Genomic DNA, 13,316 nt, shown 5'->3' on the forward strand with positions numbered 1-13,316 from the left:
GCGATGAACGCGCTTACCTACCCGCACAGCATCGACAGCGACGGCCTGTCCGAACGGCCGCTGCTCGACGTCTCCGGCGTCACCCTGCAATACAAGACGCGCCGGCATCTCGTCACCGCCACCTACCGCGTCGATTTCCAGGTGTTCCAGTCCGAACGCTACGTCCTGCTGGGACCGTCGGGCTGCGGAAAATCCTCCCTGCTGAAAGCGGTCGGCGGCTTCCTCCAGCCGGTGGAGGGAGCGATCCGCCTGAACGGCCGCACGGTGACGAAGCCCGGCCCCGACCGCATGATGGTTTTCCAGGAATTCGACCAGCTTCCGCCCTGGAAGACGGTCAAGGAGAACGTCATGTTCCCCCTGCTCGCCAGCGGCAAGGCCAGGCGGCGGGAGGCGGAGGAAAAGGCGCTCGACTGCATCGCCCGGGTGAACCTGACCAAGTTCGCCGAAATCCACCCGCACATGCTGTCGGGCGGCATGAAGCAGCGCGTCGCCATCGCCCGCGCCATGGCGATGGAACCCGACATCCTGCTGATGGACGAGCCCTTCGCGGCGCTCGACGCGCTGACCCGGCGCAAGATGCAGGAGGAGCTGCTGCAACTGTGGGACGACCTGCGCTTCACCGTGCTGTTCGTCACCCATTCCATCGAGGAGGCGCTGGTCGTCGGTTCGCGCATCCTGGTGCTGTCGCCCCATCCGGGACAGGTGAAGGCGGAGGTCAACTGCGACGGCTACGACCATGGCGCCGTCGGCGGCGCCGAGTTCCAGAGCCTTGCCAACCGCATCCACACCATGCTGTTCGCCGAGGATGTCGAAGGCCCCGGCCAATCGACCGGAAAAGGACCGAGCGCATGACCGACCTGTCCTTTTCCCCGCGTCCCCTTCCCCCCAATAGCAGGCGCGAACCGCCGCTGCGCCCGGAATATGAGCGCACCGTCACCGCCACCGGCCCCATCGGCGACGTCGCCCGCCCGCTGTCCCGGTGGGAGCGGCTCGGCAACGTGACCGCGCTGCGCCGGCTGCTGGTCCTGGCGGCGGTCGCGGCGCTGTGGCAGACGGCCGCGGTCTGGCAGAACAACCCGCTGATGTTCCCGACCTTCACCGACACCGCGGCGGCGCTGTGGGACGGCATCCGCCGCGACAATCTGCTGTCGATGGCCTGGACCTCGCTGGCGGTGCTGCTGAAGGGCTATGCGGTGGCGGTGGTGCTGGCCGTGCTGCTGACCACGGTCGCCGTCTCCACCCGCATCGGCAACGACCTGCTGTCGACGCTGACCTCGATGTTCAACCCGCTGCCGGCCATCGCGCTGCTGCCGATCGCCATGCTGTGGTTCGGGTTGGGCGAGGTCAGCCTGATCTTCGTGCTGGTCCATGCCGTGCTGTGGCCGCTGGCGCTGAACACCCATGCCGGCTTCACCTCGGTGTCGGAAACGCTTCGGATGGCCGGGCGGAACTACGGACTGGGGAGCTTTCGTTACGTCGTCACGCTGCTGATCCCGGCGGCCTTCCCGGCGATCCTCACCGGCCTAAAGGTCGGCTGGGCCTTCGCCTGGCGGACGCTGATCGCGGCGGAGCTGGTGTTCGGCGTGTCGTCCGGCAAGGGCGGGCTCGGCTGGTTCATCTTCCAGAACCGCAACGAGCTTTACATCGACAAGGTCTTCGCCGGCCTCGTCACCGTCATTCTGATCGGCCTGCTGGTCGAGAACGTCGTCTTCCGGTGGATCGAGATCCACACGGTCCGCAAATGGGGCATGGTCCGCTAAATGGCTTTCCAAGACATCAACCCGGTGCGCTTCGATTCCAACCTGACGGTCGAGCGCCCGACCTTCGTCACCCATCTTGACTGCGCCTACACCGGCGAGCGGTACGAGGCAGACACAATCCACAACCTGTCGCGCGCCGGCAAGCCGCTGCTGGTCCGCTACGACCTGAACGGCGTGAAGCAGACGCTGACCAAAAGCTCGCTGTCCGAACGCCCGCAGGATCTGTGGCGCTACCGCGAGCTTCTGCCCGTCCGCAAGGTCGAGGACATCGTCAGCCTGGGCGAGGCGGTGACCCCGCTGGTCCCGCTTCCCCGGCTGGCGAAGCGGCTGGGTGCGGCGGAACTGCTGGTGAAGGACGAGGGACGGCTGCCGACCGGCTCCTTCAAGGCGCGCGGGCTGGTGATGGCGGTGTCGATGGCGAAGGCCTTCGGCATCGCGCACATGGCGATGCCGACCAACGGCAATGCCGGGGCGGCGCTGGCCGCCTACGCCACCCGCGCCGGCATCCGCACCACCATCTTCTGCCCGGCCGACACGCCGGAGGTGAACGTGTCGGAGATCGAACTGCAGGGCGCCACCGTCTACCGCGTCAATGGCCTGATCGACGATTGCGGGAAGATCGTCGGCGAGGGCAAAGCGAAGGTCGGCTGGTTCGACGTCTCCACCCTGAAGGAGCCCTACCGGATCGAGGGCAAGAAGACGATGGGGCTGGAGCTTGCCGAACAGCTGGGCTGGGAGGTGCCGGACGTCATCTTCTATCCCACCGGCGGCGGCACCGGCCTGATCGGCATGTGGAAGGCCTTCGCCGAGCTGGAGGCCATCGGCTTCATCGGATCGAAGCGTCCGCGCATGGTGGCGGTCCAGGCTGCCGGCTGCGCGCCGATGGTCCGCGCCTGGGAACAGGGGCAGGAACATGCCCCGCGCTGGGAGGATGCTCACACCATCGCGTCCGGCATCCGCGTGCCGCAGGCGGTCGGCGATTTCCTGATCCTGCGCGCCGTGCGCGAAAGCGGCGGCTTCGCCATCGCCGTGCCCGACGACGCCATCCAGGCCGCGTTGAACGAGGTGGCGCGGGAGGAAGGCTTCCTGCTCTGTCCCGAAGGGGCGGCGACCTACGCCGCCTACAAGCAGTCCCTGGCCGAAGGCCGGGTCGGCAAGGAGGAGCGCGCCGTCCTGTTCAACTGCGCCACCGGCCTGAAATACCCGCTGCCGCCGGTGCACCGCACGCTCGACCGCACCCGGCCCATCGACTATTCGCTCTTTCAGGACAGCGGACGATGAGCGGGGTCCGCTACCGCCCGGACCGGCTGGTCGCGACGCTCGACGCCATTCTCCGCCGCAGCGGCAGCTCGGCGGAGGAGGCGGCCATCGTCGCCGCCAATCTGGTGGAGGCTGACGCCCGCGGCCATGCCAGCCACGGCGTCTGCCAGATCGCCGTCTATGCCCGCAGCCTGGAGCTTGGCCATCTCCAGCCCAACCGCCATGCCCGCATCGTCCGCGACGAGGCTCCCTTTCTGGTGGTGGACGGCGATGTCGGCTATGGGCAGGTGATCGCGCAGGAGGCGACCGACCTTGCCATCGAGCGGGCCAGGGCCGGCGGCGCCTGCATTCTGGCACTGCGCAACGCCCACCATATCGGCCGTGTCGGCTCCTATGGCGAGCAGTGCATCGCCGCCGGGCTGATCGGCCTGTTCTTCGTCAATGTGGTCAGCCGGCCGCTGGCGGCTCCGCATGGCGGCGGCCGGCCCCGGCTGGGCACCAATCCGGTCTGCATCGCCGTTCCCGGCACGCCGGGATTCGCCCCCTTCCTGCTCGATTTCGCCACCAGCGCCATCGCCGCCAACAAATGCCGGGTCGCCGCCTCTCTGGGCAAGGAGGTGGAGGACGGCCTGCTGCTCGACCCGGACGGACGGCCGACGCGCGATCCGGCCGTGATGTTCACCGAGCCGACCGGTGCCATCCTGCCCTTCGGCGGCCACAAGGGCTACGGTCTGGCACTGGCCTGTGAAATCCTGGCGGGTGCCCTGGCCGGCGGCCTGCCCGCTTTGCCGGAAAACCTGCGGCCGGGCCGGGTGGTCAACAACGCGCTGGCCTTCGTCATCGACCCCAACCGGGTCGCCGGCCCGGAATGGCAGACCCTGACCGACGCCGTGCTCGACCATGTCGCCGACACGCCCGCCGCCCCCGGCAGCGACGGCGTCAGCATCCCCGGCGAGCCGGAGGCGCTGCACCGCATGGCCGCCATGGACCGCGGCATCGCGCTCGACCCCGACACGGTCGCGGCACTGCACCGCATCGGCGGCGGGCTCGGGTTGGATGTGCAGGGGTTGCTGGAGGGCTGAACGGGGCGGAGTTCCGCTCCGCCCCATCGCCTGCTCCGCCCCGCCCGCTCAGGCGGTGATCCGGTTCCGCAAGATCCCGTCCTCCAGGAACAGCCGCACCGTCTCCGCCGCGTTGCGCCGCATCTCCACCGCCGCCTGATCAGAGTGGAAGGCATTGTGCGGCGTCACCACCAGCCGCCCGGCAAGCCAGTCCTCCCGCGCCCGCCATGCGTCCAGCAGCGGGTGGGGGGCCGGCGGCTCGACCGGCAACACGTCTGTCCCGACGGCGGCGAGCCGGCCGCTGCGCAGGGCCGCCTCCAGCGGATCCAGCCCGGCGAACAGCTCGCCGCGCGCGGTGTTGACCAGAATGGCACCCGGCTTCATCGCCGCCAGGGTGGCCTCGTTCAGCAGGCCGCGGGTCTCGCCGTTCAGCGGGCAGTGGAAGGTGACGATGTCGGACTCTGCCAGCAGCTCCTCCAGCCGGCGGACGCGGCGATAGCCGACCGCCTTCTCGTGCCCGGCCGGCTGGAACGGATCGTAGCCCAGGATGCGGTGGCCGAAGCCCTTCAGCCGGTTCACCACCGCGGTGCCGATCCGCCCGACCCCGACCACCCCGACCGTCGCGGCGTTGGACCGGTGGAGCGGGGTCAGCGTGTTCGCCTGCCATGTCGTCGTGTAGGCGCGGGCGCGGGCATCATGCTCCCACAGCCGGCGTTGCAGCGACAGGATCATGGCGACGGCGTGGTCGGCGACCTCCTCCGTCCCGTAATCGGGGTTGTTGCAGAAGGGAATCCCGGCGGCCTCCAGCGCCGCGACATCGACCCGGTCATAGCCGACGCCGAACCGCACGACGATCCGGCAGCGCTTCAACCGCTCGACGGTGGCCGGACCGATGCGCGTGCTCCACACCAGCAGGGCATCCAGGCGGGCGAGGCGGTCCAGGTCGAGATCCTCCTCCCGCCGGCAGTCGAGAAAATCGACCTCCGCAAACCCGTCCAGCACGGCGGCCTCCAGATCGGGAGGTGGAATCATGTGGTCGGTGACCCCGACGACCAACCGCCCGGTGCTGTGCTGCCCCATCCCCATCGCTCCCGTCACCGTTCGAACCAAGTGTCCGTCATTTTCCCATGCCGCACTGGATTTTCAAAGCCGATTGCCGCTTTGCACAATAGGAAATAACAGCCGCACGTGGACAAGGCTCCGGTTTCACTTGCGCGGGCGCAGGAAGAACAGCATGGCGAGACCGGACAGCAGGATCGACAGCATCACCCACCAGAAGGCGTGCGGCGAGACATGATCCTCGATGGCGCCGACCCCCGGCACCCCCGCCACATTCATGCCGAAGATGCCTGAGATCAGGGTCATCGGCGCGAAGATCACGGTCACCACCGCCAGCACATGCAGGCTGTGGTTCTGCTGGTCGGCGACACGGGCCAGAAGCTCGTCCTGCAAAACCTTGGCCCGGTCCTGCAACGCCTCGATGTCGTAGAGCACCCCGGCGAATTTCTCGACCGAATGGCCCAGGCGGGCGCGGTCGTCGTCGTCGATCCAGGGCACCCCGCTGGTGGCGAGCCGGCCCAGCGCCGCACGCTGCGGCGAGACATGGCGGCGCAGCCGGACGATCAGCTGGCGCAGCTGGCCCAGCCGCTGCCGGGCGAGCTGGTAGCGTTCGGCCAGCACGGTGTCCTCCACCTTGTCCAGATCGGCTTCGGCCCGCGTCACCACCTCGCCCAGCGTGTCGGCCAGCATGTCGATCAGCTCGGCCATCAGGGCGGCGGTGCTGCCGTAGCAGCCCTGGTCGTGCAGGGACTTGCGCAGGCGGTCGATCGCCTTCAGCGGATGCCGCCGGCAGCTGACGATGCGGCGTTCGTCCATGAACAGGCGCAGGGTGCCGATGTCCGACGGCTCGAACTTGAAATCGTAATGCATGTCGCTCAGCACGGCGAGGAAGCCGTCGTCGAACGGCTCCAGCCGCGTCCGGTCGTCCTTGGCGTCCAGCAGGATCTCGCGGGCGAACTCGTCGAGACCGCTCTTGCGGTCCAGCCAGTCGCGCGCCCGCGCCGAGGCGAGGTTGAAGTGCAGCCACAGCACGCCGCCGCTGCGCCGCTGCGCTGCGTCGATCTCATCGAAGGACACCGGCACCGGCGGCGCATCGGGGGTGAGGAAATAACCGCAGATCAGGTCGGTCCCGGTATCGAGCTTGATTGGCACTGCCATACCCGGCGAACCTTCCATTGCCTCTTCGCCGGCTGGGTGCCGGCCGGCGGGCAGGATACGCCGGCGGACGTGCGGCGCAACCTCGTCCTTGGGCGCCTGGAGCAACTGCAACAAGACCGTCTTGAAACCGTCATCACCCTGTCGCGCGTTTGCGGCATCAACGCGCGGGCGTCACCATTCGACAGGGGCATGACCGTGAGGACCGAGACCGCCGCCGGCGCCCACGACATGGACGCCTGCGATTTTGCCCGCCACACCCAAGACCCTGTCGGCCGACTCCGGTCCGACTCGCAGCATCCCGTGATCCGCCAATCCACCGAGGCGGACGTGCCGGCGATGCTGGAGATCTACGGCTATCACATCCAGCACGGCCTCGGCCCCTTCGACATCGAGCCGCTGCACCCGGAAGAGCTGAAGCGCCGGCGCAAGGCGATGCTGAAGCGACGCCTGCCGCATCTGGTGGCCGATCTCGACGGCGCCATCGCCGGCTACGCCTATGCGGCGCCGTTCCGCAAGCGCCCGGCCTATCGCTACACGGTCGAGCACTCGATCTACGTCCACAAGGATTTCCAGGGCCTCGGCATCGGCCGCCGGCTGCTGTCGGCGCTGGTCGATGCCTGCACCGTCGCCGGCTGCCGGCAGATGGTCGCCGTGGTCGACAGCGCCAACGCCCCGTCGCTGCGCCTGCATGAGTCCTGCGGCTTCGAGCAGGTCGGCGTTCTGCGCTCAGTCGGCTTCAAGTTCGGCCGCTGGACCGACAGCGTCTTCCTCCAGCGCGCGCTCGGCCCGGCCGACGGCGCGCTGCCCGACGACCATCGCGGCGGCACCGTCCAGGCCGGCGACTGACAGCCTTCCATCCCCCGGAGTTCCCCATGGATTTCTTTCGACGCTTCTCCTTCCTCGTCTGCGCCCCGGCCTTCGATGCCGACGAGCTGGAGGGCGTGCGCGTGCAGCAGATCGTCGCCGAGGTCGAGCGCATCGGCTTCGAGGTGGTGCGGACGCGCCGCGTCGAGGATGCCGAGCTGGCGATCCGCACCGACGCCGCCATCGGCTGCATGATCGTCGATTGGGGCAAGCGCGGGCTGGAGGGCAAGCCGGCCTCGCTGATCGCGCTGGCGCGCAAGCGCGGGCTGGAGATGCCGATCATCCTGCTGGTCCGCCGCCAGCGGCTGGAGAACATCCCGGTCGATGTGCTGAACCAAGTCGACGGCTACGTCTTCCTGGCCGAGGAAACGCCGGAATTCATTGCCAAGAACCTCGTCTCCCGCCTCAAGCAGTATGCCGAGACGCTGAAGACGCCCTTCTTCGGCGAACTGGTGGATTATGCCGAGGAAGGCAACCAGCTGTGGACCTGCCCCGGCCACAATGGCGGCATCTTCTACAGCCGCAGCCCCATCGGCCGCATCTTCGTCGAGCATCTGGGCGAGGCGGTGTTCCGCGACGACATCGACAATTCGGTGCTGGAGATGGGCGACCTGCTGGTCCATGAGGGGCCGGCGCTGAAGGCGCAGAAGGAAGCCGCCAAGATCTTCGGGGCCGAGCGCACTTACTTCGTGCTGAACGGCACCTCCGCCTCCAACAAGATCGTTCTGTCGGCGCTGGTGGCGGAGGACGACCTCGTCCTCTTCGACCGCAACAACCACAAGGCCGCCCACCATGGCGGGCTGTTCCTCGGCGGCGGCATCCCGATCTTCCTGGAGACCGACCGCAACCCCTACGGCCTGATCGGTCCCATCGACCACGAGGCGCTGGACGAGGAACGCATCCGCGAGAAGATCCGCAAGAATCCCCTGGTCAAGGACCCGGACGCCTGGAAGCGTGAGCGGCCGTTCCGCGCCGCGGTGATCCAGCAATGCAGCTACGACGGCACCATCTACAGCGCCGAGACCATCCTGGCGAAGATCGGCCATCTCTGCGACTACATCCTCTTCGACGAGGCGTGGGCCGGCTTCCTGAAGTTCCACCCGCTGTTCAAGGGCCGCTTCGCCATGGGGCTGGACAGCCTGCATGACGGCCACCCCGGCATCATCGCCACCCAATCGACCCACAAGCAGCTGGCGAGCTTCTCTCAGGCCTCGCAGATCCATGTGAAGGACAGCCACATCAAGGGCCAGCGCCGCCGGGTGGAGCATCGCCGCTTCAACGAGACCTTCCTGCTGCACGCCTCGACCTCGCCCTTCTACCCGCTGTTCGCCTCGCTCGATGTTGGCGCGCAGATGATGAAGGGTAAGTCCGGCGAGGTGCTGTGGGACGACACGATCCGGCTCGGCATCGAGCTGCGCAAGAAGCTGCGCGCCATCCGCCGCGAGTTCGACGAGCGCGAGAGCGACCCGGCGCGCCGCTGGTTCTTCGACCCCTTCGTGCCCGACAGGGTCGAGGTCAGCGGTACCACCTCCGCGTGGGAGGACGTGCCGACCGACGCGCTGGCCTCCGATGTGCGGCATTGGGAATTCGTGCCGGGGGCCGACTGGCACGGCTTCCGCCATGTGGCGGCCGGCTATGCGATGACCGACCCCAACAAGCTGACCCTGCTCACCCCCGGCTTCGACCGCCGCACCGGGGCCTATGAGGACCACGGCATCCCGGCCCCGGTGGTGGCGCAGTATCTGCGCGAGAACCGCATCGTTCCGGAGAAGAACGACCTCAACTCGATCCTCTTCCTGCTGACGCCCGGTGTGGAATCGAGCAAGGCCGGCACGCTGCTGAGCGCCCTGGTGGCGTTCAAGCGGCTGCACGACGACAATGCGCTGCTGGAGGACGTGATCCCGGAATTCGTCGCCCGCCGCCCGGCCCGCTACACCGGCCGCCGGCTGCGCGACCTGTGCGCGGAGATGCACGCCTATTACCGCGAGCGCGGCACCAACGACCTGCAGCGCCGCATGTTCCGCCCCGACCATCTGCCTGCCATGGTGATGCCGCCACGCGAAGCGGTCCGGCATCTGGTGCGCAACGACGTGGATTACCTGCCCATCGACCGCATCGCCGGACGGATCGCCACCACCCTGTGGGTCGTCTACCCGCCGGGCATCGCCACCATCGTGCCGGGCGAGCGGCTGGACGACCATGCCCGGCCTATGATCGAATATCTCCAGGTCTTCCAGGAAGGCGCCAACCGCTTCCCCGGCTTCGACAACGAGATCCAGGGCCTGTACCGCGAGACGGAACCCGACGGGTCGATCCGCTTCTACACCTATGTCGTGCGCGAACCCGGCGCGGACTGAACCCGCGCCGGATGATGGTGGAGGCGGCTGGACCCGCCTCCTCTCCAATCTTCAATAGGGCCGGTCGCCCAGCACGGTGGCGCGGTGCATGATGCGCCGGTGCGGCGAATAGTCGTTCACCGCATAATGCTGGGTCGACCGGTTGTCCCACAGCACCAGATCGTCCGCCTTCCAGCGCCAGCGCACGGTGAATTCCGGGCGGCTGATGTGGTCGTACAGGAACTCCAGGATCGCGGCACTCTCCCGGTCGCTCAGCCCGACGATGCGGGACGTGAAGTTCTCGTTCACGAACAGGGCCTTGGCGCCGCTGACCGGATGGGTGCGGATGACCGGATGCACCACGGCCGGGTGCTTGTCGCGCGCCGTCTTCCAGCGGGCATGGGTCTCGGGATCGCCGTTGTGCCGCCATTCCGGGAAGGAGCGGGTGAAGTCGTGCAGCGCCTTCAGCGGCTCCAGCAGGCGGCGGATCGGCTCCGACAGGCCGTTGTAGGCGGCGATGTTGCTGGCCCACACCGTGTCGCCGCCGATGGGCGGGATCAGCTTGCCGGACAGGGCGACGATGGCCGGCGGCGTTTCGATGCAGGTAACGTCGGTGTGCCAGACATCGTTGTCGGTCGGGTTGTGCGGTCCGGTGTCCAGCACCATGATCTCCGGCTGCTCCGGCACCTTCGGATAGATCGGATGGACATGCAGCTGGCCGAAGCGGGCGGCGAAGTCGCGCTGCGCCTGCGGCGTCAGCGGCTGGTTTTCGAAGAACAGCACCTGATGGGCGACCAGCGCCCGCTCCAGCGCCGCCGCTTCGCTGTCCGACAGCGGGCGGGAGAGGTCGATCCCCTCCACCCGCGCGCCGATGGCGGGGCTGACGGGCGTGACGGTCAGGGCGGACAAGGCGATGTCTGGCATGGCGGTTCCCCAATCTTATTGTACGGCGGTTTATGAATTCCGGCGGTCTGCCGTCCTCAGGACTTGCCCTTCCACGGCACCAGCCACGCTTCCAGCAGGCGCATTCCGTAGGAAAAGGCGAAGGCGAAGACCGCGATGATGCCGATGCCGACGAAGACCACGTCGGTGGCAAGGAAATGCGAGGCGGACATGATCATGAAGCCGATGCCGCGGGTGGCGGCGATCAGTTCCGCCGCGACCAGCGTGCTCCAGCCGACACCGATGCCGATGCGAAGGCCGGTCAGGATCTCCGGCAGGGCGCTGGGCAGGACGATGGTGCGGAACAGCTGCCAGCGGCTGGCGCCCAGCGACAGGGCGGCGTTCACCCGTTCGATCGGCAGCGCCCGCACCCCGGCCTGCGCCGACAGGCAGACCGGCGCGAACATCGCCAGCGTCAGCAGGACGATCTTCGACACCTCGCCGATGCCGAGCCAGATGATCATCAGCGGCAGATAGGCCAGTGGCGGCAGCGGCCAGTAGAACTCGATGGGCGTGTCGAAAACCCCTTTGGCCCAGCGGTTCAATCCCATCGCCAGCCCCAGCGGAATGCCGAGCGAGGCGGCGATGACGGCGGCGGAGAAGATGCGGAACAGGCTGGCCGACACATGCTCCCACAGGGTGGCGCCGGCATAGCCGTCCTCGAAGATCGCCAGGAACTGGGTCGCCACCTCCTGCGGGGTCGGCAGGAACAGCGGCGGCACCAGCCGGTAATGGGTCACGAGGAACCAAGCCGCCAGCAGCAGCAGGGCGGTGGCGAGGCTGATCGGGCCGGTGCGAGCGCCGTCCAGCCCGAAAGGGTGGAGCCGAACGATCTTCGGCCGGTCAGCGGGGCCGATGACTTGGTCGCCGGGACGGGCAATGTCGGTCATTGCAGCACCGTCCGGCGGGACTCCGCCTCGGCATGCGGGCGATGCACCAGGGACCGGATCTCGTCGTAGAGATCGGCGAACTCCGGCGCCGACAGGATGGCGCGCACATCGCGCTCGGCGGCGAAGCGGCGGACGAAATCCAGATCGAAACGGGCGACGATCCGGCCGGGCCGCGGCGACATCACCACCACCGTGGTGCCGAGGAACAGCGCCTCCTCGATGGAATGGGTGATGAAGAAGATGCGCTTGCCGGTGCGCGCCCAGACGTCGATCAACAGTTCCTGCATCTGTTCGCGGGTCAGGCTGTCGAGCGCGCCGAACGGCTCGTCCATCAGCAGGATCTTCGGGTCGGTCGCCAGCGCGCGGGCGATGCCGACGCGCTGGCGCATGCCGCCCGACAGCTCGTGCGGGAAAGCGTCGGCGAAGCTTTCCAGCCCGACCAGCCCCAGCAGCTCCTCCGCCCGCTCGCGCCGCTCTTTGGCGGGAACCCCAGCGAAGCGCAGGCCGAGCGCCACATTGTCGGCGACGCTGCTCCAGGGCAGCAGCGTGTCCTTCTGGAACACCACGCCACGGTCGGCGCCGGGGCTGGCGACCGGCTGGCCGTCCAGCGTGATCGATCCCTCCGACAGGGGCAGGAAGCCGGCGATGGCGTTCAGCAGCGTCGATTTCCCGCAGCCCGAAGCCCCCAGCGCCACGACGATGCTGTTGGCGTCGATGTCGAGCGACGCGCGGTCCAGCGCATGCACCACCCGGCCGTCGCGGGCGGAGAAGAAGACGCTGGCGTTGCGGACCTGGAGCATGGGCGCTCTCCCGTCGGCGGCTGGTTTAGCGGATTTCCTTGACGTAATCGGCGGTGACGAAGCCGCCGTAGCTGGGCAGCACGGTGGTGATCTTCTTCTGCTCCTTCAGGAACTCCGCCGTATCCTTGAGGATCTTGCCCGCACCGCTTCCCTCGCCGCCGGCCAGCCAGGCGGTGGAAGCCTGCACCTCCGCCGGAACCAGCGACAGGTTGGTCAGCGCCGACGCCTGATCGGAGGGCGTGCCGCCCAGCAGCTTGGCCAGCGTCTTCGCATTCTCAGAATCCGGCCCCCAGGCCGCTTTGTCGTTGCGGAAGGAGGCGCTGTAGCGCTCAACGGTGCCGGCAAAGCTCTTGAGGAAGGCGGGATTCTCCTTGGCGAAGGCTGCGGTCGCCACCCAGGCGCTGAAGGTCGGGGCGCCGCGGTCGGCCACCTCGCGTGAGGTCAGCAGCACCTTGCCGGTCTTCTTCAGCTCGGTCAGGGCGGGATCCCAGACGAAGGCGCCGTCCAGATCGCCGCGGTTCCAGGCGGCGACGATGTCCGGCTGCGGGATGGCGAAGACCTGGGCGTCGCGTTCCGTCAGCTTCTCCTGCTTCAACACGGCGAGCAGCTGGTAATGGTCGGTGGAGACCGGGGCGGCGGCCAGCTTCTTCCCCTTCAGGTCCGACGGCTTTTCGATGCCGGAGCCGTTGCGCACCACCAGCGCCTCGTCGGTGCCGGAGATGGTCGCGAGGTGGAAGGCCTTCACGTCGAGCCCGCGGCTGACCGCGGCGGCGAAGGGGCTGGAGCCGACATAGCCGACCTGCACGTCGCCCGAGGCGATGGCGGCGAAGATCTCAGCACCCGAATTGAATTTGCGGAAGTCGATCTCGGTGCCGGTCGCCTTGGCGAAATCGCCGTTGGCAATGGCGACCGAGGAGGGCAGCGCATCGGTCTGATAGCCGACCACGACCTTGCCGGACGCGGCTTCGGCGATGGTGGAGGCGGCAAAGGGAACGACCGCCGCCAGCGCGGCAGAGAGGAGGGTGGGCAGAATGGGCTTCATCGTCGTTTCCCCCGTCACGGTGTGAATGCCGGCCTGCGAGCGCCGGAAATCCGAATGTCCGTGAACCTTAAGGCGACGCTCGCGCCGTTGTCACCATAAAATCTACATCTCTACAGGGAAATAGTTTATAAATACAAAATTTAT

12 protein-coding genes are annotated in these 13,316 nt (G+C 67.9%); 6 read left to right on the forward strand and 6 right to left on the reverse strand.

The genetic code is table 11. From position 1 onward, the window contains the following. Positions 1-3 precede the first annotated feature (3 nt). Genes ABNQ40_RS12505 through ABNQ40_RS12520 form a run of 4 tightly spaced genes read left to right on the forward strand, consistent with a single transcriptional unit; the run spans position 4 to position 4,102 of the window. Positions 4-852, forward strand: coding sequence for an ABC transporter ATP-binding protein (locus ABNQ40_RS12505; RefSeq protein WP_109051642.1), 849 nt, complete (start codon positions 4-6; stop codon positions 850-852). Next, the gene (locus ABNQ40_RS12510; protein WP_109051643.1) at positions 849-1,760 is read left to right on the forward strand and encodes an ABC transporter permease; all 912 of its coding nucleotides are present in this window, start codon (positions 849-851) and stop codon (positions 1,758-1,760) included. The genes ABNQ40_RS12505 and ABNQ40_RS12510 overlap by 4 nt, the downstream gene beginning before the upstream one ends. Further along, positions 1,761-3,041: a threonine synthase gene (locus ABNQ40_RS12515; protein WP_247880026.1), complete on the forward strand. Its 1,281-nt coding sequence runs from the start codon at positions 1,761-1,763 to the stop codon at positions 3,039-3,041. Next, positions 3,038-4,102, forward strand: coding sequence for a malate/lactate/ureidoglycolate dehydrogenase (locus ABNQ40_RS12520; RefSeq protein WP_109051644.1), 1,065 nt, complete (start codon positions 3,038-3,040; stop codon positions 4,100-4,102). The genes ABNQ40_RS12515 and ABNQ40_RS12520 overlap by 4 nt, the downstream gene beginning before the upstream one ends. A 48-nt stretch (positions 4,103-4,150) precedes the next feature. Here ABNQ40_RS12520 and ABNQ40_RS12525 read toward each other — a convergent pair whose 3' ends face one another. Then, entirely contained in the window at positions 4,151-5,161 is a 1,011-nt protein-coding gene (locus ABNQ40_RS12525) for a C-terminal binding protein (protein ID WP_247880027.1), read from the reverse strand. Between the two features lie 126 nt (positions 5,162-5,287). Then, positions 5,288-6,298, reverse strand: coding sequence for a CorA family divalent cation transporter (locus ABNQ40_RS12530; RefSeq protein WP_109051646.1), 1,011 nt, complete (start codon positions 6,296-6,298; stop codon positions 5,288-5,290). Positions 6,299-6,487: 189 nt separating this feature from the next. Between ABNQ40_RS12530 and ABNQ40_RS12535 the strand changes: the two genes are divergently transcribed. After that, positions 6,488-7,144: a GNAT family N-acetyltransferase gene (locus ABNQ40_RS12535; protein ID WP_282187223.1), complete on the forward strand. Its 657-nt coding sequence runs from the start codon at positions 6,488-6,490 to the stop codon at positions 7,142-7,144. A gap of 26 nt (positions 7,145-7,170) precedes the next feature. After that, positions 7,171-9,519, forward strand: coding sequence for an Orn/Lys/Arg decarboxylase N-terminal domain-containing protein (locus ABNQ40_RS12540; RefSeq protein WP_109051647.1), 2,349 nt, complete (start codon positions 7,171-7,173; stop codon positions 9,517-9,519). Between the two features lie 51 nt (positions 9,520-9,570). On the opposite strand, the gene tauD is transcribed toward ABNQ40_RS12540, so the two are convergent. The 4 genes from tauD to tauA are packed head-to-tail and all read right to left on the reverse strand — an operon-like array spanning position 9,571 to position 13,172. Then, positions 9,571-10,422 (reverse strand): taurine dioxygenase, encoded by an 852-nt coding sequence (tauD, locus tag ABNQ40_RS12545; protein WP_109051648.1) that lies wholly within the window; start codon positions 10,420-10,422, stop codon positions 9,571-9,573. A 56-nt stretch (positions 10,423-10,478) separates the two neighbouring features. Then, on the reverse strand, positions 10,479-11,330 hold the full coding sequence (locus ABNQ40_RS12550) for an ABC transporter permease subunit (RefSeq protein ID WP_109051649.1): 852 nt from the start codon (positions 11,328-11,330) through the stop codon (positions 10,479-10,481). Beyond that, positions 11,327-12,130 carry a taurine ABC transporter ATP-binding protein gene (locus tag ABNQ40_RS12555; protein WP_109051650.1) on the reverse strand — a complete coding sequence of 268 codons (804 nt, stop codon included), beginning with the start codon at positions 12,128-12,130 and terminating at the stop codon, positions 11,327-11,329. Before ABNQ40_RS12555 ends, ABNQ40_RS12550 begins: the two co-directional genes overlap by 4 nt. Positions 12,131-12,155: 25 nt before the next feature. Then, positions 12,156-13,172 (reverse strand): taurine ABC transporter substrate-binding protein, encoded by a 1,017-nt coding sequence (gene tauA / locus ABNQ40_RS12560; RefSeq protein WP_109051651.1) that lies wholly within the window; start codon positions 13,170-13,172, stop codon positions 12,156-12,158. Positions 13,173-13,316: the final 144 nt, after the last annotated feature.

The organism is Azospirillum sp. A23 (assembly GCF_042938965.1).
GTDB classification, from domain to species: Bacteria; Pseudomonadota; Alphaproteobacteria; order Azospirillales; family Azospirillaceae; genus Azospirillum; species Azospirillum melinis.

Bases quoted from the DNA above. Each gene is read 5' to 3' on its own strand.
- ABNQ40_RS12505 (WP_109051642.1), top strand. From the start codon at position 4: ATGAACGCGCTTACCTACCCGCACAGCATCGACAGCGACGGCCTGTCC.
- ABNQ40_RS12510 (WP_109051643.1), top strand. From the start codon at position 849: ATGACCGACCTGTCCTTTTCCCCGCGTCCCCTTCCCCCCAATAGCAGG.
- ABNQ40_RS12515 (WP_247880026.1), top strand. From the start codon at position 1,761: ATGGCTTTCCAAGACATCAACCCGGTGCGCTTCGATTCCAACCTGACG.
- ABNQ40_RS12520 (WP_109051644.1), top strand. From the start codon at position 3,038: ATGAGCGGGGTCCGCTACCGCCCGGACCGGCTGGTCGCGACGCTCGAC.
- ABNQ40_RS12525 (WP_247880027.1), bottom strand. From the start codon at position 5,161: ATGGGGCAGCACAGCACCGGGCGGTTGGTCGTCGGGGTCACCGACCAC.
- ABNQ40_RS12530 (WP_109051646.1), bottom strand. From the start codon at position 6,298: ATGGCAGTGCCAATCAAGCTCGATACCGGGACCGACCTGATCTGCGGT.
- ABNQ40_RS12535 (WP_282187223.1), top strand. From the start codon at position 6,488: ATGACCGTGAGGACCGAGACCGCCGCCGGCGCCCACGACATGGACGCC.
- ABNQ40_RS12540 (WP_109051647.1), top strand. From the start codon at position 7,171: ATGGATTTCTTTCGACGCTTCTCCTTCCTCGTCTGCGCCCCGGCCTTC.
- tauD (WP_109051648.1), bottom strand. From the start codon at position 10,422: ATGCCAGACATCGCCTTGTCCGCCCTGACCGTCACGCCCGTCAGCCCC.
- ABNQ40_RS12550 (WP_109051649.1), bottom strand. From the start codon at position 11,330: ATGACCGACATTGCCCGTCCCGGCGACCAAGTCATCGGCCCCGCTGAC.
- ABNQ40_RS12555 (WP_109051650.1), bottom strand. From the start codon at position 12,130: ATGCTCCAGGTCCGCAACGCCAGCGTCTTCTTCTCCGCCCGCGACGGC.
- tauA (WP_109051651.1), bottom strand. From the start codon at position 13,172: ATGAAGCCCATTCTGCCCACCCTCCTCTCTGCCGCGCTGGCGGCGGTC.